Source organism: Claveliimonas monacensis (assembly GCF_014982975.1).
In the GTDB taxonomy this organism is placed as follows: Bacteria; Bacillota; Clostridia; order Lachnospirales; family Lachnospiraceae; genus Claveliimonas; species Claveliimonas monacensis.
Genome location: NZ_JADCKL010000001.1, coordinates 472,370 through 497,234 on the forward strand (window position 1 = coordinate 472,370; position 24,865 = coordinate 497,234).

Annotated in this window: 22 protein-coding genes; all 22 read right to left on the minus strand. The window is 51.2% G+C overall.

From position 1 onward, the window contains the following. Positions 1 to 25: 25 nt before the first annotated feature. Complete coding sequence (gene gltA / locus INF30_RS02375; RefSeq protein ID WP_226394112.1) at positions 26 to 1,414, minus strand: NADPH-dependent glutamate synthase; 1,389 nt, start codon at positions 1,412 to 1,414, stop codon at positions 26 to 28. Further along, complete coding sequence (locus INF30_RS02380; RefSeq protein ID WP_226394113.1) at positions 1,414 to 2,301, minus strand: sulfide/dihydroorotate dehydrogenase-like FAD/NAD-binding protein; 888 nt, start codon at positions 2,299 to 2,301, stop codon at positions 1,414 to 1,416. The genes gltA and INF30_RS02380 overlap by 1 nt, the downstream gene beginning before the upstream one ends. A gap of 159 nt (positions 2,302 to 2,460) precedes the next feature. Then, the gene (locus INF30_RS02385; protein WP_226394114.1) at positions 2,461 to 3,642 is read right to left on the minus strand and encodes an iron-containing alcohol dehydrogenase; all 1,182 of its coding nucleotides are present in this window, start codon (positions 3,640 to 3,642) and stop codon (positions 2,461 to 2,463) included. A 192-nt stretch (positions 3,643 to 3,834) separates the two neighbouring features. Then, positions 3,835 to 4,572 (minus strand): tyrosine-type recombinase/integrase, encoded by a 738-nt coding sequence (locus tag INF30_RS02390; protein WP_076777327.1) that lies wholly within the window; start codon positions 4,570 to 4,572, stop codon positions 3,835 to 3,837. Positions 4,573 to 4,625: 53 nt separating this feature from the next. After that, positions 4,626 to 5,168, minus strand: a complete 543-nt coding sequence (locus INF30_RS02395; RefSeq protein WP_226394115.1) for a stage II sporulation protein M — start codon at positions 5,166 to 5,168, stop codon at positions 4,626 to 4,628. Between the two features lie 66 nt (positions 5,169 to 5,234). Then, the gene (locus tag INF30_RS02400; protein ID WP_076777325.1) at positions 5,235 to 5,777 is read right to left on the minus strand and encodes an NUDIX domain-containing protein; all 543 of its coding nucleotides are present in this window, start codon (positions 5,775 to 5,777) and stop codon (positions 5,235 to 5,237) included. A gap of 91 nt (positions 5,778 to 5,868) precedes the next feature. After that, a complete protein-coding gene (gene rny, locus INF30_RS02405; protein WP_076777324.1) occupies positions 5,869 to 7,422 on the minus strand; it encodes a ribonuclease Y in 1,554 nt (517 codons plus the stop codon). Positions 7,423 to 7,494: 72 nt separating this feature from the next. Beyond that, positions 7,495 to 8,112, minus strand: coding sequence for a regulatory protein RecX (locus INF30_RS02410; protein WP_226394116.1), 618 nt, complete (start codon positions 8,110 to 8,112; stop codon positions 7,495 to 7,497). 3 nt (positions 8,113 to 8,115) lie between these two features. Beyond that, entirely contained in the window at positions 8,116 to 9,153 is a 1,038-nt protein-coding gene (gene recA, locus INF30_RS02415; protein ID WP_226394117.1) for a recombinase RecA, read from the minus strand. 322 nt (positions 9,154 to 9,475) lie between these two features. Next, positions 9,476 to 10,489, minus strand: a complete 1,014-nt coding sequence (locus tag INF30_RS02420) for a GH25 family lysozyme (protein ID WP_076777321.1) — start codon at positions 10,487 to 10,489, stop codon at positions 9,476 to 9,478. Between the two features lie 99 nt (positions 10,490 to 10,588). Further along, positions 10,589 to 11,911 (minus strand): chitobiase/beta-hexosaminidase C-terminal domain-containing protein, encoded by a 1,323-nt coding sequence (locus INF30_RS02425; protein ID WP_226394118.1) that lies wholly within the window; start codon positions 11,909 to 11,911, stop codon positions 10,589 to 10,591. A gap of 56 nt (positions 11,912 to 11,967) precedes the next feature. Then, on the minus strand, positions 11,968 to 13,638 hold the full coding sequence (locus INF30_RS02430; RefSeq protein WP_076777319.1) for a formate--tetrahydrofolate ligase: 1,671 nt from the start codon (positions 13,636 to 13,638) through the stop codon (positions 11,968 to 11,970). Positions 13,639 to 13,693: 55 nt separating this feature from the next. After that, positions 13,694 to 16,189 (minus strand): FtsK/SpoIIIE family DNA translocase, encoded by a 2,496-nt coding sequence (locus INF30_RS02435; RefSeq protein WP_226394119.1) that lies wholly within the window; start codon positions 16,187 to 16,189, stop codon positions 13,694 to 13,696. Between the two features lie 166 nt (positions 16,190 to 16,355). Continuing rightward, complete coding sequence (locus tag INF30_RS02440; protein WP_076777317.1) at positions 16,356 to 17,084, minus strand: ClpP family protease; 729 nt, start codon at positions 17,082 to 17,084, stop codon at positions 16,356 to 16,358. Positions 17,085 to 17,137: 53 nt separating this feature from the next. Further along, positions 17,138 to 18,418, minus strand: a complete 1,281-nt coding sequence (locus INF30_RS02445) for an O-acetylhomoserine aminocarboxypropyltransferase/cysteine synthase family protein (protein WP_076777316.1) — start codon at positions 18,416 to 18,418, stop codon at positions 17,138 to 17,140. A gap of 22 nt (positions 18,419 to 18,440) precedes the next feature. Continuing rightward, positions 18,441 to 19,205, minus strand: coding sequence for a CFI-box-CTERM domain-containing protein (locus tag INF30_RS02450; protein ID WP_226394120.1), 765 nt, complete (start codon positions 19,203 to 19,205; stop codon positions 18,441 to 18,443). Between the two features lie 12 nt (positions 19,206 to 19,217). After that, entirely contained in the window at positions 19,218 to 19,949 is a 732-nt protein-coding gene (locus INF30_RS02455; RefSeq protein WP_076777315.1) for a YebC/PmpR family DNA-binding transcriptional regulator, read from the minus strand. Positions 19,950 to 19,996: 47 nt separating this feature from the next. After that, positions 19,997 to 20,797: a hemolysin family protein gene (locus INF30_RS02460; RefSeq protein ID WP_226394121.1), complete on the minus strand. Its 801-nt coding sequence runs from the start codon at positions 20,795 to 20,797 to the stop codon at positions 19,997 to 19,999. Between the two features lie 30 nt (positions 20,798 to 20,827). Then, positions 20,828 to 21,175, minus strand: coding sequence for a type II toxin-antitoxin system PemK/MazF family toxin (locus INF30_RS02465; RefSeq protein ID WP_076777313.1), 348 nt, complete (start codon positions 21,173 to 21,175; stop codon positions 20,828 to 20,830). 80 nt (positions 21,176 to 21,255) lie between these two features. Continuing rightward, entirely contained in the window at positions 21,256 to 22,425 is a 1,170-nt protein-coding gene (alr, locus tag INF30_RS02470) for an alanine racemase (RefSeq protein WP_226394122.1), read from the minus strand. 3 nt (positions 22,426 to 22,428) lie between these two features. Next, positions 22,429 to 23,925 carry an NAD(P)H-hydrate dehydratase gene (locus INF30_RS02475; protein WP_226394123.1) on the minus strand — a complete coding sequence of 499 codons (1,497 nt, stop codon included), beginning with the start codon at positions 23,923 to 23,925 and terminating at the stop codon, positions 22,429 to 22,431. Between the two features lie 134 nt (positions 23,926 to 24,059). Next, positions 24,060 to 24,713: a redox-sensing transcriptional repressor Rex gene (locus tag INF30_RS02480; RefSeq protein ID WP_226394124.1), complete on the minus strand. Its 654-nt coding sequence runs from the start codon at positions 24,711 to 24,713 to the stop codon at positions 24,060 to 24,062. Positions 24,714 to 24,865: the final 152 nt, after the last annotated feature.

Here is a 24,865-nt window from a genome sequence, read left to right on the forward strand (position 1 = left end):
CTTTTCTTATACTGCCTTTTACGTTTTATTTCTGCGACAGCAGCTCGTGGATACCTTTGGCTCCTGCTTTTCCTGCGCCCATGGCAAGGATAACTGTGGCTGCTCCTGTCACTGCATCTCCGCCGGCAAATACACAGGCTTTGGAAGTCTGTCCGTTCTCTTCCTCAGCCACGATACATTTTCTCCTGTTTGTCTCCAGCCCCTCTGTAGTAGAAGCGATCAGCGGATTCGGAGATGTTCCAAGAGACATGATCACTGTATCTACCTCAATCTCGTATTCGGATCCCGGAATCTCGATGGGGCGGCGTCTTCCAGATGCATCCGGCTCACCAAGCTCCATCTTGATTACTTTCATGCCTTTTACCCAGCCGTTTTCATCTACGAGGATTTCTTTTGGATTTGTCAGCAGGTTAAAGATAACGCCCTCTTCTTTTGCGTGGTGAACTTCCTCTACTCTGGCCGGAAGTTCTGCCTCGCTCCTGCGGTATATAACATGTACTTCAGCACCCAGGCGAAGCGCTGTCCTGGCTGCATCCATAGCCACGTTTCCACCGCCCACAACAGCCACTTTCTTGCCGGCCGCGATGGGTGTATCGTAAGAATCGTCAAACGCCTTCATCAGGTTGCTTCTTGTCAGGTACTCATTGGCTGAGAACACGCCGTTGGCTGTCTCTCCGGGAATACCCATGAACATGGGAAGTCCTGCTCCGGAACCGATAAATACAGCCTCGAAATTCTCTTCTTCCATCAGCTGGTCAATTGTTGTGGATTTTCCGATCACAACATTTGTCTCAAACTTAACGCCCAACTCTTTTACTTTCTCGATCTCTTTCTTCACAACCTTTTCTTTTGGAAGACGGAACTCAGGAATGCCGTACACAAGCACGCCTCCAAGCTCATGGAGAGCTTCAAATACAGTCACCTCATATCCCAGCTTGGCAAGATCGCCGGCGCAGGTAAGACCTGACGGGCCGGAACCGATGACAGCTACTTTATGTCCGTTCATCTTCTCGGCTTTCTGGGGCTTGATATCATTTTCAAGGGCATAGTCAGCCACAAAACGCTCCAGCTTTCCGATGGAGACGGGATCTCCCTTAATGCCCCTGACACATTTGCACTCGCACTGGGACTCCTGCGGACATACACGTCCACAGATCGCCGGCAGGGCAGAGGACTCACCGATCACCTTGTATGCGCCCTCAATATCGCCGTCTTTTACCTTTGAGATAAATCCCGGGATATTGATAGATACCGGACATCCCTGGATACACTTTGCGTTCTTACAGTTGAGGCAGCGAGCTGCTTCCTCCATTGCCTCTTCTTTATTATATCCGTAACATACTTCCTCAAAGTTTGTCGCCCTTACTTTCGCATCCTGCTCTCTGACAGGAACTCTTTTAAACATATCAGCCATTATTCGTCACCTCCACAGTTGCCGCATCCGCCATGATGGGTATCGCCTTCCTGCAATTTCAGCATCGCACGGCCCTCCTGGGTCTTGTACATCTGCTGTCTCTTCATGGCCTCGTCAAAATTCACAAGATGTCCATCAAACTCCGGACCATCTACACAGGCAAATTTGATCTCATCGCCCACGTGAAGACGACAGGCGCCGCACATTCCTGTTCCGTCTACCATGATGGGATTCATGCTGACAACAGTCGGGATCTCCAGTTTCTTTGTGAGCAGACAAGTGAATTTCATCATGATCACCGGTCCGATGGCAACACAGAGGTCATACTTATTGCCTCCATTTACCAGCTCCTCGATCATGCTTGTGACCATGCCTGCATGTCCATATGTGCCGTCATCTGTACATGGATAGTAATTCCCGGACACAGCCTTCATCTCATCTTCCAGAATGAGCATATCTTTTGTCTTGGCTCCGATGATGACATCTGCGTCAACACCATGCTCTTTCAGCCATTTTACCTGGGGATAGACAGGGGCAGAACCCACGCCGCCTCCCACAAAGAGGATCTTTTTCTGCTTCAGGCTCTCTATATCTTCATGGACTAATTCAGAGGGACATCCGAGGGGTCCTGTGAAGTCCTGAAAAGCATCCCCTGCCTTCAGAGCTGCAAATTTCTCTGTAGATGCACCAACCGTCTGGAATACAATGGTGATGGTCCCTTCCTCTCTGTCATAGTCGCAGATCGTCAGAGGAATTCTTTCTCCCTTTTCATCCAATTTCACTATCACAAACTGCCCTGGCTCACAGTGCCTTGCGACACGCGGCGCCTCTACATCCATAAGATAGATCTTATCAGCCAGTTTTTCAGCTTTCCGTATCTTATACATCTCGCATCCTCCTAATCATCAAACTTATTTTATAATAATCCAAATATGGAGAAATAGCAATGATTTATCCCTTATTTTGTTTTAATAATTTAAAATGAGACAGGCGCCTTTTGGAGGGCGCCCGTCCGCATGATCTTGTATAGCTGCTGTAAAATTATTTTAGAAGTCAACTTCTGTTCCATAATATGTACATGTGAGCAGTTTCTCCATGGCAGCCGGATCAATGGCACGCGGATTGGAACCTGTACATGCATCGCCCACAGCCAGCTCTGCAATATTCGCAACTTTCTCTTTGAACTCATCTTCATTGATGCCGAACTCTTTCAGCGTCTTCGGAATGTTTAGTCTGACATTGAACTCATCGATTTTCTCACACAGACTGTTGATGAGCGCTTTCTCAGATGTTCCCGGCAGTCCCATTCTCCGGGCGATCTCTGCATATCTCTTGGCCGCTGTCGCATCCTTTGCGTTGTACTTGATCACGTAGGGCAGATAGATAGCGTTTGCGCAGCCGTGCGGAATATGTCCTGTGGAGAAGGCAGCCCCTGTCTTGTGTGCCATAGAGTGAACAATGCCGAGGAGTGCATTGGAAAATGCCATTCCGGCCAGGCACTGTGCATAGTGCATCTGCTCTCTCGCCTCCATGTTGCAGTTGTAGGATGCAGGCAGATAATCCAGCACCATCTCAATCGCCTGCAGTGCAAGAGGATCAGTAAACGGTCCGTGGAGTGTGGACACATATGCCTCGATGGCATGTGTCAGCGCGTCCATACCTGTGTATGCAACCTGTTTTACCGGAAGTCCGGCTACCAGATCCGGATCAACAATGGCGATATCCGGTGTGATATTGAAGTCAGCCAGCGGGTACTTCACACCAGTCTGATAGTTTGTGATAACGGAAAATGCTGTCACCTCTGTAGCCGTTCCTGATGTAGAGGGGATAGCTGCAAATTTTGCTTTCTGTCTCAGTTCCGGGAAGTTAAAGGGAACGCAGAGATCCTCGAAAGTTGTATCCGGATACTCATAGAAAGCCCACATGGCTTTTGCAGCGTCAATGGGTGATCCTCCGCCCATGGCAACGATCCAGTCCGGCTCAAAAGCTCTCATTGCCTCTGCACCTTTCATAACAGTCTCAACAGACGGATCCGGCTCCACGCCTTCAAATGTCTGAACTTCCATACCGGCTTCCTTCAGATAATTGACCGCTTTATCCAAAAAACCCTGACGCTTCATGGAACCGCCTCCCACTACAAGGATCGCTTTTTTGCCTTTCAGGTTTTTCAGTTCCTCCAGGCTTCCCTTTCCGTGATAAATGTCTCTTGGTAAACAAAATCTGCTCATTGTTCCTGCATCTCCTTTTCTGTGATTTGCTGTTTTGATCCAGCTTTGTTAATTATTTATCAATATTATAACTCTATTCTTGCGCACATGCAACAGGTTTCACACATATTTTCATTTTTTTCACATACATATAACAAGACCGGCCGTCTGCCGACTGCCGGTCCTTTACAAGAACTTTCTTGTTTGCTTTTATTAAGAATGACGGAGCATACTGGGAGTAATTGTCCCCTCAATACCAGCCTTGGCTGCATACCCCTTCAGAATCTTCCAGAATCCCTGACGGCTCATCTTCCTGCCGCTGATATTGGGGAAGAGCACATCTGATCCATGTCCCTTCAGCAGAGGCTCGCGTCCATTTTTCAAATACGCTTTCATAGCCTTCAGTGCCTGTTTGTCGATCGGATATGCGTTCTGGTTTCCAGGGAAATGACACTGCAGATACCCCATCTCCAGATTCACATCCTGTATCTTAAGACTTACGAGCTCTTCCACCATGATACCTGTGGAATACAGCAGTTCGATCATAGCCTTGTCCCGCAGAAGCTTGGGCGTCTTCCCGTTGGGAACAGCAAGAACCTTCTCCACGTCTTCCTTTGTGGCACTCTTGGGCTCTCTGCGCTCAATCTTCGGACTGGTCAGCCCCTCTGATACGTCTTCTTTTATATATTTTTTCTTAAACAGATAGTTAAAAAATCCCTTGATCGAAGCTACGTTTCTCGATATGGTCGTATTGGTGAGCTTCTGCTTCTCCATGTGAAGCATATAGGAATTTAGATTTGTAGCAGTAATCTGCCCCACTTCATGAATTCCCTGCGAGTCGAGGTAACGGACAAGCTTCATAAGGTCACGCCTGTATGCCATCTCCGTGTTCAGAGAAATTCCCTTCACTTCTTTTAAATACTCTACATACTCTAATACTATTTTTTCCATACTTTTTATCTCCCATCGTATACTCTAAATTATACGAAGAAATAACAAAAAAATCAAATTGTTTTTAGAAATATTTTCAGAAAAATCGGAGTTAAATAACTTTCCGATATAATTCCAACTCCAATCGTCAGAATAGTACCTATGGTTTTAGTAGAATTCCATGCTGAGCCCGGATAGGAGTAAAAATACCAGAGGACAATCCCGTACCCCGCTATATAAAATAAGGCCTGCGGAAGTATGGCTGCCAGGCAGAACACGATCCCCATCGGGCCCAGCTTGATCACTGCTGCTGTGAAAAAGAGGCCGCCGAGGAAGCCTGTCCAGACCAATGCTGCAGACACGATCCACCTGCGTATCCTCTTCATCTGACCCAATAGCGCGATGACCGCCAGCAACCCGGTGCGGACTGACAGTATATACCAGAAATAGTCCTGAGTCTGGATTTCCGCCTGGGCGTACTGTTCCAGGAAATAATCACTGAATATTCCTATTGCCAGTATGTAATCCCGCGCCCCCATGTTGGCGTACAGGATCCCTGCCACAAAACCTGTCAGACATAAAAACAGGAATATCCTCCCGTGACCGCGCATACCCACTCTTCCTTCCTCCTGTCGCAAAGATATTTCATTATATGCCCGGGAGGAAGAAATATGCCCTCTGTCCTACTCTTTATTGTACTTTACCGCATATGCGAGAATAGCTGCCACTGTCTTTGAGTCCTGTATCTCTCCTGCGAATATTTTCTCTTTCAGCTCTGCCAGCGTGCAGGCCTGCAGATCTATAAATTCATCCTCGTCCAGGTGCTGCTTTGAAGGGATCAGATCTCTGGCTGCAAAGACCTCTATCCTCTCATTGCAGAACGCCACGGTTGTCCGAAGCACAAGCAGAGGCTCCAGGTGCTCACACCGGTATCCGGTCTCCTCCTCCAGCTCCCTGGAGGCACAGACAATCCCCTCTTCATGGGGATCGTCCAGTTTTCCGGCAGGAATCTCCAGCGTATATCTGTCAAGCGCATTTCTGTACTGTTTTACCATCAGTATCCTCCCGTCCGAAAGTACAGGTATCACTGCCGCTGCGCCGTCATGATGGATATAGTCCCATTTGGCCGTGTGCCCGTCCGGGAACTGGACTGTATCCTGGTAGACATTGATCACGGCTCCCTCATATGCCAGTTTTCGATCTATTCTTGTTATCTCATTACTCATACTTTTCTCCTTTCGCTTTTACTGCTTTCATCAGATCTTCCGCAAAAAAAGACCAGCCTTTTAAGGCTGGTCTTCTGCTTTCGGTTTACATTTATTTGGCGTAATCTGTCACCCTGGATTCCCGGATAACATTCACCTTTATCTGCCCCGGATATTCCAGCTCATATTCAATCTGCTTGGAAATATCCCTAGCCAGTAATACCATATCTGCATCAGATACTTGCTCTGGAACTACCATAATACGAATCTCTCTACCTGCCTGAATAGCAAAAGATTTTTCAACACCCTTGAACTGGTTGCTGATATCTTCTAATTGTTTTAACCTGTTTGTGTATGTCTCAATCGTCTCTCTTCTCGCACCCGGTCTTGCCGCAGAGATCGTGTCTGCCGCCTGGACAATACATGCGATCAGGGATTCCGGCTCAACATCGCCGTGATGTGCTTCCACTGCATTGATAACGGTCGGTGATTCTTTGTACTTTCTGCACAGTTCAACACCGATCTGAATGTGTGATCCTTCCACATCGTGGTCAATGGATTTGCCAATATCATGTAAAAGCCCTGCCCGCTTCGCAAGGCGGACATCCAGTCCGATCTCCCCTGCGAGAAGCCCTGACAGCTGCGCAACTTCTATAGAATGTTTCAGCGCATTCTGTCCATAGCTGGTCCGGAATTTCATTCTTCCCAGAAGCCGTATCAGTTCCGGATGGATTCCGTGTACACCGACTTCAAGCGCCGCCGCCTCTCCTTCCTCACGGATCACTGCTTCTACTTCTTTCTGGGCCTTCTCCACCATCTCCTCAATTCTTGCCGGATGAATACGCCCGTCCACGATCAGCTTTTCCAGTGCGATCCTTGCAACTTCACGTCTGATCGGATCGAACCCGGATAATACAACCGCTTCGGGTGTATCGTCAATGATCAGCTCTACACCGGTGAGTGTTTCCAAAGTACGGATATTTCTTCCTTCACGTCCGATGATCCGCCCTTTCATCTCGTCACTGGGGAGCTGCACGACTGAAATCGTAGTTTCTGCCACATGATCAGCAGCGCATCTCTGGATGGCGGTGACAACGTATTCTTTCGCCTTCTTGTCCGCCTCCTCTTTTGCCTGCGCTTCCAACTCTTTGATCATTTTCGCAGTGTCATGTTTAACATCTTCTTCAACAGTTTTTAACAGATATTCTTTTGCCTGTTCGGAGGTTAGTCCTGAGATTCTTTCTAGTTCCTGTACTCTTTGTCTGCTCAGCTCCTCTACTTTCGCTTCGCGAGCTTTGAGCTGTTCTTCCTTTGCTGTAAACCCTGCTTCTCGTTTCTCCATGGCATCGGACCTTTTGTCCAAAGCCTCCTCCTTGGAGAGGACTCTCTTTTCATAACGCTGTAACTCTGCTCTTCTTTCTTTTGTTTCTTTCTCGAGCTCATTCTTTGTTCTGATAGATTCTTCCTTAATTTCCAAGAGGGATTCCTTTTTCTTGGCCTCTGCTGTCTTGACCGCGTCATCAATGATCTCGCGAGCCTTTGTCTCCGCACTTCCAATCTTTGACTCTGCATTGTTCTTCAGATTGGAGACTGTCACAAAATGACTGATAACCGCTGCTGCTATCACGAGAACCACAGCCACAGCAATGATTATAACATTCGGCACAGGAGCACCTCCTTATTAAATTTTCATTGTACAAATACAACAGTTAAATTTTATACTGTTTTCACAAAGATGTCAAGCATTCCAGTCAGAAACTTGTATCACTTGACGGACGTCCTCATAGCGGAAGCCTTTGCGCACAAGATAGGCGCATATTTTCTGCTTTTCCTGGGGTGTTGAACGCTCCGGATCATAGTGCTTTTTCTCCGCCAAACGCCGGATCGCCTCCTTTGCGTCGTCCTGTGTATAGGACTTTTCAAGCGCCTCCTGCGCCTGTTCCCTGGAAAGTCCCTTTCTGAGGAGGAAGGCCTGCAGCTCCGCCCTGCTCTTCTGTCCTTTGCGGCTGGCCACGATATGGTCCGCCAGACGGCTGTCATCCACATAGCCGAAAGACTTCACATAGGAAAGGGCATTTTCTACGATCTCCTCCGGGTATCCGCCGTCTGTCAGCTTCTTTCGCAGCGCTTCCTCCGAGCGGTCCGACATCTCCAAAAGCTTCATAGCCCGCATACGGGCACGTTTTATGAGCATGTCACGGATATCCCCGTACTCTTTTTCTCCCAGGGGATATCCTTCCCGTATATGATAGCGGGACAGCTCGCCTTTGTATAAAACAAAGGCGGGCTGTCCGTCAAGATACACTCTGTATTTGGATTTCGATCCGAACATGGCTTCTATCTGTGTGACTGTCATCTTCTATTCCTCTGCCTCAGAGCTCTCCGCAGTCTCTTCTTCACTTCCGTCGATATGATAGTAAGCCCTCACTTTCGCCTCCAGCTCAGCCATCACCTCCGGATGCTCCGTCAGATAACTCTTGGCATTCTCTCTTCCCTGTCCGATCTTATCCCCATTGTAGGCATACCAGGCACCGCTCTTGCTGACAAGGTTAATGCCTGTGGCAAGATCCAGTATGTCTCCCTCCCGGGAAATTCCTTTTCCGAACATGATATCAAACTCTGCCTCTTTGAAGGGAGGTGCGATCTTGTTCTTCACGATCTTCACGCGCACGTGGTTTCCTACGATCTCTCCGCCCTGCTTCAGAGTCTCGGTCCTTCTCACATCCATGCGGACGGAAGCGTAGAACTTCAGCGCGCGTCCGCCTGTCGTGGTCTCCGGATTGCCAAACATAACGCCAACTTTCTCCCTGAGCTGGTTGATAAAGATCACCACACAGTTGGACTTGCTGATGACAGGAGTCAGCTTTCTCAGCGCCTGGGACATAAGTCTCGCCTGCAGGCCAACATGGCTGTCTCCCATATCTCCCTCTATCTCCTGTCTGGGCACAAGAGCGGCCACAGAGTCAATGACAATGATATCCATAGCTCCGGAGCGGACCATGGTCTCTGCAATTTCCAGTGCCTGGTCACCGCTGTCCGGCTGGGAAATATAAAGTTCATCAATATCCACGCCAATATTCTTTGCGTACACCGGATCAAGGGCATGCTCCGCATCAATGAAACCTGCTATGCCTCCCCGCTTCTGCACTTCCGCGATCATATGCAGAGCCACGGTGGTCTTACCACTGGACTCCGGTCCGTACACCTCAACCACACGGCCTCTGGGCACACCGCCAAGCCCCAGCGCGAGATCCAGGCTCAGAGAGCCTGTCGGTATGGTCTCCACATGGACCTGGGCCTTCGGATCGCCCAGCTTCATGACCGTGCCTTTCCCAAAATCTTTTTCAAGTTTTGCTATAGCGGCATCCAGTGCCTTCTTCTTATCTTCACTTGCCATAATCTCTTTCTCCTTATCAACACGAACGGATGTTCGCTCCTATGTACAATATAGTATTATAGTTACCCCCAAATGTCAATAAAGTTTTGACATTTTCTTTTTCTTCCGTCTGTCTTATTCTCTGTTCTGTGGAGCTCCGGAATTATGCCGCGCGATCACGCGCAGAAGACGCAGCAGTGCACTGCCGGTCAGAAATAAGATATACTGCCGGAATGAATTTCCGGCTGATCTGTAAACTGAGTATATCACAAGATTTCCCTATATGTCAACTCTATTTTTAAAGCCAGAAGGCAGACAGCGGAGGTATATTCCTCCGCCGCTTTTAATGAGAATTCAGCCAGGACTGCCAGGCGGAAACCGTCTTCGGCCCCATACTGCCATCTCGGGCAACACCCAGAAAGGCCTGCATATGAAGGACCGTATCCCGTCCGGCCCAGCCGTCCACGGCCGCGCCGAATGCTCTCTGCATGTCCCGGACCATCTCTGAGCCGGGGCCATAACCTGTCTTCAGAAACTGCCAGCATCCCTCATAGGCAGAATGAAGGTACTTTTTGTTGGACATTGGCTGAAAACTCACAATTCCGTCTGCCACTGTCCCAAAGTACTCCTGTGTCCTCCGGACTGTAGCCGGCCCGAAAGAGCCATCTACTTTCAGTTTTCCCGCATTCCCCGGTTTTACTGCCGGGGGAACGGACGGCTCCCCGCCGGCTTTGCCCGGACTGGCATACCGATCCCAGGCCGCCTCATCCATGTAGGCAATGTTCAGATCCAGATTGCCGCTATATCCATCCAGTCTTCCCGTGGAGCTGTACTGATAGACTGCCATTGCAGGGAAGGCGCCCATTCCCTTCTCATCTGTCCAGGGGGATTCCTGATATCCTGTAGGATCACTGTCTGCATACTGGGCGCACCACAGTCCATAGTCTCCGCCGGCTACGGCGCTCCAGTCGTATGTCCTGCACACGCTTTTACTCATATAGATCAGCGCCTTGACTCCTGTCAGTTCCCTGAGAGAGTCCAGAAACTCCAGCGCATAGGCGGGCCCTCTCTCCACGGCTCTCCCCTCCCAGTCCAAAGCCAAAAGAGACGTTCCCACATAGCCTTTGATCTGTCTGTAGAAGTAAGCTGCCTCTTCCCTGCCGGAGCTTTTTCCCGTGGCGTAGTGATACACACCTGTCTTTCTTCCCAATCCAAGCGCTGTCTGTATAAATCCATCACAGTATCTGTCCACAAAGCCGGTCCCTTCCGTGGCCTTGCAGATCACAAAGTCAAACGGAACCCTGGCAAGGTCGATGCCTGCCTGGTGGTTGCTGATATCGATACCTTTCATGCTCATCTGATCAGCTCTTTTTTATTTCGTCACATTATTTTATGCAGTTTCGCCTGTTTTTGACAAATATAGCGGAGGCAGTCTGTCTGCCCCCGCCGTCAGATACTAGTTCAGCACCAGCTCATAATTTCTTGTTGTAACACCTGTCAGCCTTCCCTTGCCATTGACCAGCACTGCCTTGAAAATGGTATTTCCCTCCGGCATGTCAATGGGGCCTGTATACTTCGTGGATTTTTCCGTAGGATCACTTTTGTCCATCGTATAGTAGGCTGTGTAGCCCTCCGGTACCTGGATTACGATCTGCGTCTGCTGCTCGTACTGACCCGTGGAGGGTGTCACTGCCGGCGCATCCTCTATAGGGAATTCCACTGTGTACTCTTTTACCACCGGAAGACTGGGAATGCCGGCTGCATTTACAGAGATAGCAGACACTGTGGTTGTTCCTTCCGGGATCTGGATCGGTTCTGAGTACTTCTGACTGGATGTGTCCGGGTCACTGCCATCGGTGGTATAATAGATAGCTTCCCCGTCAGACTCCAGAGACAGCTGCTGTACATCGTCGAACACTTCGCTGTCATCCAGGCTGAACGTCGGACCTTCTGAGACATACTCGCTCAGCTCGCTCCGCACATCCTCCGGGGCGTCTTCCAGGATTGCAGACACCTCCTGCGGCTGTTCTGTATCTACATAAAAAGCAATGCACGCCTCGTAGACAGGCACTTCGTCCGGATAGGACTCCAGGGCATTCAGAAACAGCTCCTCAGCTCCGTCCTCATCATCCCTGGCAAGATACACTTTGGAGAGAGCTGTGTAAGCCTCCCCCCGCTTCGGATCCTTGTCCACTGCACGGTTAAAAAAGTTTTCCGCCTCCTCGTAGTTTCCTTCCGAGAAAGCCCGGTTTCCCTGCCTGATCTGTCCTGCATAGGAATTCCGGTACAGGAAAAAGACCGCAACGGCCAGCGCCGCGATCAAAATAATAAACCCGATAATGATCTTTCTTCTCAGTCTCTTTTTCTTTTCCCGCTTTTTTTCTGCCATCCGGCGCCGTCTCTCCCGGTCCGGATTCATATTCCCGGTTCCCTGGGAAGCCCGTTTTCCCGCGGTACCGGTACCGCGGGAAACCCGCCCGGTTCCAGAAGTCCGGGCGGTCTTTCCGCTCATGGCAGATGTATGGCGCATGCTGCGTGTCTGCTCTTTTTTCCTTCGCTCCGCTCTCTGCGCCTCTCCCCTGCGCAGATCGGATGTATAGGATTGCTCGTAATCGTAATCATCCAGAGGCCTCTCACCTCCGTCAATTCCTCCCTTTACCTGAGCTGCAAGGACATCGTCAAGAGGATTATAGTCCGGCACGATGCGGATTTCCCTGCCGCATCTTTTACAGTACAGCTCACCGTCCGGTATCTCATAGCCGCAGTTTGTGCACCTCATCTTGCGATACCCCCTATTATTATACTACTTTCCCACTGGGGCATTTTTATCTCTCCTTAAAACAGTCCTGTAATGTGCCCGTCTTCTGATACGTCGATGCCGTTGGCCGCAGGTACCCTCGGGAGGCCCGGCATAGTCATGACAGCTCCTGTGAGGGCTACCACAAATCCCGCGCCGGCATTCACATAGACCTCTCTGATATGGATATCAAAGTCTTCCGGACGGCCCAGCCTTGTGGCATCGTCGGACAGAGAGTACTGATTTTTCGCCATGCAGACAGGGAGATTGCCAAATCCCATGCCCTCGATCTTAGCCAGCTGCTTTTCTGCCGCAGGGTCATAGACCACTCCCCTTGCACCGTAGATCTCTCTTGCGATGGTCTCGATCTTAGCCTTCAGACAGAGATCATCTTCGTACAATGTATGGAAATGGCTCTCTTTGTTCTCCAGAGTCTCCAGCACCTTCTCCGCCAGGGCAATGCCGCCCTCTCCGCCTTTCTCCCAGACTTCTGACAGGGCAAACTCGCATCCCCTCTCCTCGCAGAAGCGGCGAACGTAAGCAATCTCTTCCTCTGTATCTGTGACAAAGGAGTTGAGCGTTACAATGACAGGTACATCATATTTCTGTACATTTTCTATATGTTTCTCAAGATTTACAATTCCTTTTGCAAGCGCTTCCAGATTCTCTCCGGACAGCTGATCTTTTGCAACTCCTCCATTATACTTCAAAGCCCGGACAGTTGCAACCAAAACTACTGCATCCGGTTTAAAACCTGCCATGCGGCACTTGATATCCATGAATTTTTCAGCGCCAAGGTCCGCACCGAAGCCTGCTTCGGTGATGGTAATGTCACTCAGCTTCAGGGCCATCCGTGTGGCGCGCACGCTGTTACAGCCGTGGGCGATGTTTGCGAAAGGTCCGCCGTGCACAAGAGCCGGTGTGTGCTCCAGAGTCTGGATAAGATTGGGCTTAATGGCGTCCTTCAGAAGCGCTGCCATGGCTCCTGTGGCGTGGAGATCATCTGCTGTTACAGGCTCCCCTTTGAAATTGTAGGCTACGATGATCCTTCCCAGCCTTTCTTTTAAGTCCTTAATATCATCTGCCAGGCAGAGGATAGCCATGATCTCAGATGCAACGGTGATGACAAAGTGGTCCTCCCTCACCATACCGTCGGCTTTTCTGCCAAGTCCGATGACAATGTTCCGGAGGTTTCTGTCGTTCATGTCCAGACACCTCTTCCAGACAACCTGTCTCGGATCGATCCCCAGCTCATTTCCCTGCTGGATGTGGTTGTCCAGGAGGGCGGCCAGCAGGTTGTTGGCAGAAGTAATAGCATGGAAATCACCTGTAAAGTGCAGGTTCAGATCCTCCATGGGAACCACCTGGGCATACCCGCCTCCGGCAGCTCCGCCCTTAATGCCAAAGCAGGGGCCAAGGGAAGGCTCTCTGAGGGCGATGATGGCTTTCCGGCCAAGCTTTGCCATGGCCTGTCCCAGTCCCACGGTAGTGGTCGTCTTTCCCTCTCCGGCGGGAGTGGGATTGATGGCGGTCACAAGGACGAGCTTCCCGTCCTTTCTGTCCTTGATCTCTTCCCAGAGTTCATCAGAGAGTTTTGCTTTGTACTTTCCGTAGAACTCCAGGTCCTCCTCCGGGATACCGATGGTGGCCGCCACATCTTTGATGTGCATCATTTCTGCTTCCTGCGCGATCTGAATATCTGATTTCATACGATCCATTCCTTTCCTTTTGTATTTTATTTTCAAAGACACACTGTGTCTTTTCTCACATGTTTTCTTCTATGTAGGCTTCAAATTCTTCCATGGACATCAGCACTTTCCGGGGTTTTGTCCCCTCCTCAGGCCCTACCACGCCGGCCTCACAAAGCTGGTCCATGATCCTGGCCGCCCGGTTAAAACCTATGCGGAACATGCGCTGCAACATGCCGATGGAAGCCTTTTCTTTTTCGATGATAAATCTTCCCGCCTCCGCAAAGTAGGCGTCTCTTCCGTCTCCTCCGGCAGAAACGTCGCCGGAAGGAACACTCCCTAAGCTGGAGGCAGTGGAATTGACTTCCGTGACAATCTCCTCACTGTAGGAGGCCTCGCCGTTCTGTTTCTTCAAATATTCCACCACAGCCTGCACTTCTTTGTCGGAAACAAAAGCTCCCTGAACCCGAGCCGGTTTCTGGTAGCCGGATGGGTAAAAGAGCATATCTCCCTTGCCCAGCAGCTTCTCCGCCCCATTCATGTCAATGATAGTCCGTGAATCCACTCCGGATGACACGGAGAAAGCAATCCGGGAGGGCATGTTGGCCTTGATCAGTCCGGTGATAACATTGACTGAAGGCCTCTGGGTAGCTACTACCAGGTGAATGCCTGCCGCCCTGGCAAGCTGGGCCAGCCGGCAGATAGCTTCCTCCACCTCCCCGGGCGCAACCATCATAAGATCCGCCAGCTCGTCCACAATGATGACGATCTGGGGCAGCTTTCCAGGCTTTCCTTCCCTCTCCTCCGGGGTCATGTTCTCCGTCTTCTCGTTAAATCCCTTGATATCCCTGACATTGTATTTTGCAAAAAGCTCATAGCGCTTCATCATCTCCGCCACAGCCCAGTTCAGAGCGCCGGCCGCCTTCTTGGGATCTGTCACCACAGGGATCATAAGATGAGGAATGCCGTTATAAACGCTCAGCTCCACCACCTTGGGATCGATCATGATGAGCTTCACATCCTCCGGGGAAGCCTTGTACAGGATACTGATGATCATGGTGTTGATGCAGACGGATTTTCCCGAACCGGTAGCTCCCGCCACGAGAAGGTGGGGCATCTTCGCAATGTCCGCCACCACAGGCTTGCCGGCAATATCCCGCCCTGCCGCAAAGGCGATGGCGGACTTGCTGTTCTTAAATTCTCCTGACTCAAGAAGGTCCCTCAGGTGCACCACCGCGTTCTCCTTGTTGGGCACCTCGATGCCCACCGCCGCTTTTCCGGGGATAGGCGCCTCGATCCGGATATCTGCCGCTGCCAGGTTCAGCTTAATGTCGTCTGTAAGTCCCACGATCTTGCTGACCTTTACCCCCTGCTCGGGCTGCAGTTCATAGCGCGTCACCGCAGGGCCGCAGCTGACATTGGTGATGGTCACGTTGACGCCGAAATTGTGAAGGGTCTCCTGCAGCTTTCTGGCGGTCTCCCGCAGATGAGCATCCGAGTCTCCCCCTGTATTCTTCCCTTTCGTCAAAAGAGAGATGGGGGGCGTCCTGTACTCCTTCTTCGGAGCCGCATCCGCCTCGGCGGCCATCTGTCCTACCTGGGCAGCCTCCATGGCCACTGCCTCGGCCCCCATCTTAGTCCTGCGGGTCTTTTTCTCCTCTGCGGCAGCGGTCTCCCCGGAGATCTCCGGTTGTTCTTCCCGAATAGTCTCCTCAGGCATCTGTGCCCGGTTGATCACAAAGGACGGTTCCTCCGCCTGTACTGCCTCTTTTGTCTCCTCAAAGGGCAGCTCCATGTCTGCCGCCTCCTGGGCAAACAGATCCTCCCCGGCAGGGGGCGTAATCTCTTTTACATCGGGAGACTTTCCTTTCTCTCCCAGAGTCGTGTCAAAGGAGACGCCGGAAACATGTCTGTCTTTGCGGCGAAGGCTCTCCTTTTCTTCCTTCTCCAGGGCTTTTGCCTCTTTCTTAGCCTCCTCCAGCTCCCTCTGGGCCTCTTTCTGGCGGATCATCCGCCTTGTCTGGGCCAGCTCCTTGCGTCTGGCCGCGTCTTCTCTGGCTCTTCCATAGGCCTGTCCGCCTCTCTCCTTCACGCCCTTGAGGGCTGACTTTCCGGTAATGATCACAGCACAGATGATCATCAGGATCACGTCCACCACATAAGTGCCTGCCGTCCCTATGGCTGGAACAAGAACGCCTGTGACCGCTCCGCCAAGGAATCCTCCTTCCTCCAGGAGCAGCTCCAGGAATGTCGTAATAAGGACAAACAGCAGGATGGCCGCGCCTGTCTTTACATAGGCCGCTTTATTCCCCCTGTTGGACAGGACGAAGGTCACAGCTCCAAACAGCAGGAATGGAACAAGGTATGTACTGTAACCAAAGAGATCAAACAGGACAGCGGATACAGCCCCTCCTGCGGCCCCTCCAAGCCCGAAGATGCTGAGCAGAAGAAGGATGCTCGCTGCCAGCGTCAGCCAGATAATGATCTCATCCGCCACAAAGCTCTGCTGAACATTATTCTTTTTTCTCCCCGTTGTCTTCTTTCTTCTTCCGGTCCGTGACTTAGATGCCATTTTCTCTCCCCCTTGTTGTTTCTTACCTGTATACTCTGCGGCAGGCCTCTCCCTTATCAATGCCTGCGGCAGAAAAAGCCGGGCCGCATTTTTCAAAGCGGCCGACTATCATATGCATATACATTCTTAGTATAACATTTCAAAAAAAAACTGTCATCAGCTAATTTCATGGTTTTTCCCTGCCGGATCTTCTCAGATCTATCATTTCATGCAATTTCCCCAGTGCGTCGGAAAGTCCCCCCACCTCGTCGATAAGGCCTTCGCGTACAGCCTCCTCCCCCTCCAGGAGAGTCCCCACATCCTTCACAAGCTGAGTGGAATTGAGCATCAGCTCCTCGATCCGCTCCTGGCTCATGTGGGAGTGCCTGGCCAGAAATCCTGTGATCCGATCCTGCGTCCTCTCCATATTTCGGAAACTCTGCATGACACCGATAAACATGCCGCTGCTGCGCACCGGATGGATGATCATGGTACCGCTGGGCACAATAAATGAGTAGTCCGCTGAGACAGCCAAAGGTCCGCCGATAGAATGGCTTCCTCCCAGCACAAGTGAGACCGTAGGCTTGCTCAAAGAGGCGATCACCTCCGCAATGGAGAGCCCCGCTTCCACGTCTCCTCCCAGTGTATTCAAAAGGATGAGCAGCCCGTCAATGCCGGGACTGTCCTCGATCTCCGCCAGCATGGGTAGCAGATGTTCATATTTTGTCGCCTTGGTGTTCCCTGACACCGCCTCGTGGCCTTCTATCTCCCCTATGATAGTGATCAGCTTGATCCTGTGGGGATCTCCCCCCTGCCCGTCTCCCTCTTCCAGATCCACGGTGCCCATCTCTTTGATCTCTTCATTTTTCTCTTCCTGGGTTTTCTCCGCCTCGCTGCTTTGTCCTTTTATCTCCATAAAAAAGCACCTCCATAATAATTAGTATGGAAGTGCCTTTCTGTTTTTATGCATTAAATCTGGGCAAGCGCCTGCTCTACATCGGCGATAATATCCTCTGCATTCTCGATTCCAACGCTGAAGCGGATCAGTTCAGGCTGCACACCTGCCTCCCGCAGCTCCTGGTCATTCATCTGACGGTGGGTATGGCTTGCCGGGTGCAGGACACAGGTCCTGGCATCAGCCACATGGGTCACGATGGCTGCCAGTTTCAGATGATCCATCATCTTCTCCGCAGCAGCTCTTCCGCCCTTCAGTCCAAAGGTGAGGACACCGCATGTGCCGCCGGGCATGTATTTCTGTGCCAGCTCATAGTAGGGATCTCCCTCCATGGACGGGCAATGTACCCAGTCTACCTTTTCATGGTCTTTCAGATAGCGTGCCACCTTCAGAGCATTCTCACAGTGTCTGGGCACACGCAGATGCAGGGTCTCCAGGCCGATGTTCAGAAGGAAGGCATTCTGGGGAGACTGTATGGATCCCAGATCACGCATGAGCTGGGCTGTCGCCTTTGTGATGTAGGCACCCTTTCCGAATTTCTGCGTGTATACGATCCCGTGGTATGTCTCGTCGGGCGTGGTAAGTCCCGGGAACTTCTCTGCATGAGCCTCCCAGTCAAAGTTTCCGCTGTCAATAATAGCTCCGCCCACGCAGGTAGCATGACCGTCCATGTATTTTGTGGTGGAGTGAGTCACAATGTCAGCTCCCCACTCAAAAGGCCTGCAGTTGATGGGCGTGGCAAATGTATTGTCCACGATCAGCGGTACCCCGTGGGCATGAGCTGCCTTTGCAAATTTCTCAATGTCAAGGACAACAAGAGCAGGATTCGCGATAGTCTCACCAAAGACCGCCTTTGTGTTGTCCTGGAACGCCGCGTTCAGCTCCTCCTCGGTGCAGTCCGGGTCTACAAAGGTCGCCTCCACGCCCATCTTCTTGATAGTGTGGGCATACAGGTTGTATGTACCTCCGTAGAGGGCGGAAGCGCACACAATGTGGTCTCCCTGCTGGGCAATGTTCATGACAGCGTAAAAGCTGGCCGCCTGTCCGGAGGAGGTCAGCATGCCCGCATATCCTCCTTCCAGGTCGCAGATCTTGGCTGCCACAGCGTCGTTGGTGGGGTTCTGGAGTCGTGTGTAGAAATAGCCTGACTCCTCCAGGTCAAAAAGTCTTCCCATCTGCTCGCTTGTCTCGTATTTGAATGTTGTGCTCTGGTAAATGGGAAGAACTCTCGGCTCCCCGTTCTTCGGTGTGTATCCGGACTGGATACATTTTGTCTCTATCCTGTAATCGCTCATGTTTCCTTCCTTTCCTGCTTTTCTATGAAAACAAATATTTTTTTTCCAGATCCTCCACCATGGACGCATACACTTCCCTGCACTCCTCCATCTCGTCCGCCTGGATCAGCTCAATGCAGCGTCGCAGATAAGAACTGTATATATCGTCGTATATCCGGGCCGCATCCTCCTGCCTGTTGATGCGGTTGACAATGGTAGGAGCCACATTGTAGTACTCCTCCACGATCCGCTCTCCCTCTTCTGTGGAGCTTAGATAGTGGTCTCTGTAATCCCGCAGAAGGTTCAGCTCATAGCAGTTATCCCCCTGGTTCCTGCTGGCGCAGACAGCCGTTGTGATGTAACAGGGGTGGGACTTAAAGCCGCTTTGTAGGCTCTCAAAGTCGGAGCGGCTGATCTTCATGGTCACCGGAGGCTCATTCCACCTCTCCACCATCCGGTCGATGACTCTGCTACAGTACACATTTTTAGCGTAATCCAGCACAGGAATGACAAATGTGACCATCGTCATATTGTAGTCAATCTGCAGTCCTTCCTTCTTATTTTTGCTCTTTACGCTCTCGATCTGTCCGTGGGCATAATCGGGGATCGCACCCGCCAGTGTCTCCACCGCTTTTTCCTGATCGTCAGCTTTCTCGCAAGCCTCAGCAATATCTGCCACCAGTCCTCTGTGCTTCTCATAGCATTCCTTAAAGGTGTCTGCGTAGAGCTTTCTCTTAAAAAACTGACGGTAATCCTGCATCTCCACAAAAAAATCAATTAACTTCTGCTGTAATGCTTCCAATTCCATAGTACATCCCGCCTACATATCCCAGTTATGGTATACATTCTGCACATCGTCATCATCGTCCAGAAGATCCAGTGTCTTCTGGATGTTCTGAATATCCTTCTCGTCAGACAGTTCCACCCAGGTCTGAGGGATCATCGTCACTTCCGCCTGAGCCATGGGGATGCCCGCCTCTTCCAGTGCAAGACGCACACCGCTGAAATCATCTGGATCTGTGATGATCTCATAGCTGTCCTCTTCCTCGGCAAAGTCCTCGGCGCCTGCATCCAGAGCCTGCATCATCAGCTCGTCGGGATCTCCCTCGTACTCTTCTTTTGCCACAAGGATCTGTCCTTTCCTGTCAAACATAAAGGACACACATCCGGGAGTTCCCACGTTTCCGCTGCCCTTTGTAAATGCACTCTTTACGTTGGAGGCTGTACGGTTTTTATTGTCCGTCAGCGTCTCCACGATGATGGCTGTGCCGCCGGGGCCGTATCCCTCATATGTAATGTGCTCGTAGTTGGACGCATCTGCATCCCCTACAGCCTTTTTGATATTTCTCTCAATGGTATCGTTGGGCATATTGTTGGCCTTCGCCTTGGCGATCACGTCCCGCAGCCTGCTATTGTTGGCCGGATCCGCGCTGCCGCCTTCCTTGATAGCCACTACAAGTTCCTTCCCTATCTTTGTAAAGATCTTCCCTTTTGCCGCATCATTTTTTTCTTTCTTATGCTTAATATTGGCAAATTTTGAATGTCCTGACATTTTTCTCTCTCCTTGTATCTTCTATAATTCGCACTTTTTCTATTTTATCACTCCCCGCCCGTTTTTTCAATCCTGACTGACTGGATGGCATTATTATCAACCTTCAGTACGGTAAACCTGTATCCTTCAAACTCCACCACACAGTGCTCGTCCTCCCCGGGGATCCGGTCCAGCTGGCCGGTCAGGAAGCCGTTGAGAGTTTCGTACTCCTCTGTATCCAGAGAAATGCCCAGCATATCTTCCAGGTCTTCCAGGTCTGCAAACCCGCTTGCCGTCACTGAGCCGTCTGCCTGTCTGATGATGGTCTCCTCCTCCTCATCGTACTCGTCCAGGATATTGCCCATGATCTCCTCCAGGATATCCTCCATGGCCACGAGCCCTGAAGTCTGTCCGTACTCGTCCAGCACGATGACCAAATGCTTCTTTTTGGCCTGCATTTCTTTAAAAAGTGTATCAATGCTCTTGGACTCCGGTATAAAAGTGACCGGGCGTATGTACTCTTTCAGCTCACTAACCGGCTTGTCCCGCAGCTCCTCATTCATGTAGCAGACCATAGCTTCCCGCAGATGCATGGTACCGATGATCTCATCGATATCTTCGTGGTAGATGGGGAAACGGGAATGATTTTCCTCCAGCATAAACTTCAGTGCGTCTTCCAGTGTCTCTTCCCCGTCAATGGCCACAATGTCTCTTCTGTGAGTCATGATATCCCTGGCATCTTTATCCATATACCGGAAAATGTTCCGGATGAGCTCCGTTGCCTCCTGGTCCAGCTCAGGCTTTTCCTTCAGGCCCTCGTCCTCCTGAAACATCTGTTTCATCCTCTGAAACAAGCTTCCTTCTTCCATAATCTCTTCTCTATCGCTCCTTTACTGTGTCTATGTATGAAGCTCAAAGCTGATCTTCAGCGCTTCATCTACTTTATCCATGAGTTCCCTGTCAAGATGGCAGACCATATCCTTCAGCCTGCGCTTATCGATGGTGCGGATCTGTTCCAACAAAATGACCGAGTTCTTGACGATCCGGTATCTGCTGGCATCGATCTCCACATGGGTGGGCAGTTTTGCCTTGTTCATGCGGGATGTAATGGCGGCACAGATGACAGTAGGGCTGTGCCTGTTCCCAATATTGTTCTGTATGATCAGCACCGGGCGGACCCCGCCCTGCTCAGAGCCCACCACAGGGCTCAGATCTGCATAATAAATATCACCGCGTTTTACCTGCACTTTTTGTCACACTCCGATTTACTAAAGATACTGATAGTATTTCCATCTTTCTCGGATGTATTCCAAAGAGTGCCCGGCCGCTACTCAAAATAGTCCATCTGCTCTATGACCCGGCCGTTCCGGACATATTCCCTGGGCACGCGTTTCCCTATATTGCACACAAACTCGTAGTTGAATCTGCCGGACAGATCCGCCAGCTCATCGATAGAGACGCGCACTCCATCTTCTTCCCCCGCCAGCGTGATGCGGTCTCCAAACTGTACGTCTTCTATGTCTGTGGCATCCACCATAAGCTGATCCATGCACACTCTGCCCAGTATGGGGGCTTTCTTTCCGTGTATCAGCACATATCCTTTGTTGGAGAGGCTCCTGGGATACCCGTCCCCGTAGCCCACCGGCACGGTGACGATCCTGGTCCTCCTGTCTGTGACATAGGTTCCCCCATAGCTGACATACGTCCCCGGCTCCACCCACTTTACATGGGCCGCGTGGCTGATCAGCTCCATGGCCGGCTTCAGGGGAACCAGCTCCTTTTTCACTTCCCCGGAGGGGTACATCCCGTACATGGAAATCCCTGCCCGGACAAGGTCCATGGCCGCCTCCGGCATATCGATAATGCCTGCGCTGTTGGAGCAGTGCCAGAATGGGAAGCGGATCCCCCTGGACTCCAGCTGTGTTTTCATCCACAGATATTTTTCTATCTGATTCTTTGTAAAGGTTTTGTCTGTCTCGTCCGCTTTGGAAAAGTGTGTGAAGATCCCTTCTGCTTCAATGCCTGGAAGTTCCGTGATCCGGGCGATGGTATCGGCGCTCTCCTCGCTGATGAGGAAGCCGAGCCTGGACATGCCTGTGTCCAGCTTGATATGGATCACTGCATTCTTCTCAAGTCTCTGCGCTCTCTCGGAAATGTCCTGAGCCATCTCCCAGGTGTAGCATGTCATGCGGATGTCTTTGCGGATCATCTCATCCCTCTGCTCCGGGAAGGCACAGCCAAGGACAAGAATCGGCTTTTGTATCCCTTTTTTTCGGAGCAGAGCGGCCTCATCCGGTGTAGCGGCCGCGTAGCCCCAGACATAATCCTTTTCCTCCATGACGGATCTGGCGATCTGGGCCGCCCCGTGTCCGTAGCCGTCCATCTTGATGACGCCGATCATCTTCGTGTCGGAGGGAACCCTTCTTCTCATCATCTCCAGATTGTACTCGATCGCATCCAGGTCGATCCTGGCACAGATCCTGGTGTATTCCCTCATGCTCTATTCCTCCAGTCTTTTCAATACCGTCCCTACTGCGTCTGCCAGATCTCTTGCCAGCACACTGTATATTCCTTTTTCTTCCCTTGCCGCCTCCCCTGCAAGTCCGTGCAGGTACACGCCCAGCACTGCCCCATCAAAGCAGGTCATCCCCTGGGCGATCAGTCCTGTGATCACGCCTGCCAGCACATCGCCGCTTCCGGCCTTTGCCATGGCAGCATTCCCGGACAGGTTCACATAGGGATGTTCTCCCTGCCTGCATATACAGGTCCTTGCGTCCTTCAGCACACATGTGATCCGGGCCTCTCCGGTGAACTGGGTCAGGATCTCCATTCGGTTCCTCTGCAGCTCCTCCACAGGTTTTTTCACAATCCTGGACATTTCCTTCATGTGGGGAGTAAAGACAAATTGATCGTGGGGCAGCCTGCTCAGATATCGGCTGTGCTCCGCCAGCAGATTCAGGCCATCTGCATCCACAACGCAGGGAACCTGTACATTTTCCAGTGTGGTCTGCAGGATACGCCGGGATTTATCACTTGTGCCCAGCCCAGAACCGATGTTGACCACATCAGCCCAGTTCAAAAGCCGCAGCAGCTCCTTCTCATCAAAGAAGTCATAGCAGCGGATGATGGCCTCCGGCAGCAGGGTCTGCAGGATCGTCCGGTTCTCCTCAGGCGTGTAGATCTGCACAAGTCCGGCTCCGGTCCTGTAGGCTGCCAGAGCGGCCAGGTAAGCGGCCCCTGCCATGCCACGGCTGCCCGCTATGATCAGCGCTTTCCCGTAATCCCCTTTGTGGGAGTTGGGCCGCCTCTTGGGGAGCATGGTTTTTATATCCTTCTCCTCCAGCGCGTAGGCAGCCTCCCTGTCTCCCTCCAGCACGGAAGTGTCGACTCCGATATCTGTCACGGTTACCTCGCCGGCATAATCTCGCCCGGGGTAGAGGACGCAGCCCAGCTTTGCGCACTGGAAACTCACTGTCAGATCTGCTCTAAATGCGCTGGTAGCTACTTCTCCGGTAGTGGTGGAAACTCCTGACGGCACATCCACCGCCAGCTTTACGCCTCCGGAGCGGTTCATGGCCTCTATGCAGGCCAGATAATCTCCCTCCACACGCCGGCTTAATCCTGCTCCGAATACAGCATCTATCAGTATACTATATTCTCCCTCTTCAAAAGAGTTTCCTACCGTCCCTCCGGCCTCTCTGAAAAGCTCCATCTGCCGCAGCGTCTCCTCTGTACAGTGGTCCGGGTTTCCGGCCATCACTGCAGTCACGCAGCCGCCTTTTTCCAGCAGCAATCTTGCGATGGCAAAACCGTCGCCCCCGTTGTTTCCTGAGCCGCACACCACACAGACGTTGGACAGATCCAGTTTCCTCTCCATCACGGTCTCCACAAAGGTGCGGGCCGCCCGCTCCATCAGGATCAGCGACGGGATCTTCTTTTCCCGTATCGTATAGCTGTCCGCCGCTTTCATCTGTCTTCCATCAGGCAAAAATAGCATAAAATCACCTTCCTTCCCCATGGCGTAAACAGGACACGCCGCCCGGCTGCCGGCTTTGCGGCCTACGGCAACGCAAAAGACGTGTAAAGAAGGCCTGCCTTACACACGCCGGCTTTACACGTCACAAAGTCCTGTTACTTCTCTGATTTTTTCTGTTCCTCATTGTATCTGCTGATATTGTAGGACAGCCTCATCAGGCTCTCTGACAGGTGGACATTTTCAACGATCACATCATCCGGAAGATTGAGATCCGTATGTGCGAAGTTCCATATTGCCTTTACTCCGTACGCCACCAGCTGGTTGGCAACCTCGATCGCCTTTGTTTTCGGGATCGTCAGGATGCCGATCTCTATATTGTTTTCCGTAACAAACGCTTCCAGCTCATCCATCATATGGATGGGAACGCCACGGATTGTCATTCCTTTCAATGTGGGGTTCACATCAAAGATACCTCTGAGCACAAAACCTCGTTTTTCGAACGCTGCATAGTTTGCCAGCGCATGTCCAAGATTACCTGCCCCGATAATGACCATGTCATGGTCTTCCTCCAGGCCAAGTATCTTACCTATCTCTGTGTAGAGATATTTTACATTATATCCATACCCCTGCTGGCCGAAGCCGCCGAAGTTGTTCAGATCCTGCCGTATCTGGGATGCTGTCACATGCATTTTCTTGCTGAGATCATTGGAGGAAATGCGCTCCACGCCATTCTCCAGCAGCTCCCCTAAATAGCGGTAATATCTTGGAAGTCTACGTATGACTGCCTGCGAAATTTCTCTGCCTTCCACTTTATCCACCTTCCATTTCAGTTTCTCAGATTCATTATATAGAATTGTTACAATAAAGTCAATTTATTGTTCCTAAAAGTTCTGCAAATCAGAAACCTCCGTCTTCTGGAAATTGACACGCCACGGGTTCCCCGATATAATAGATAATGCTG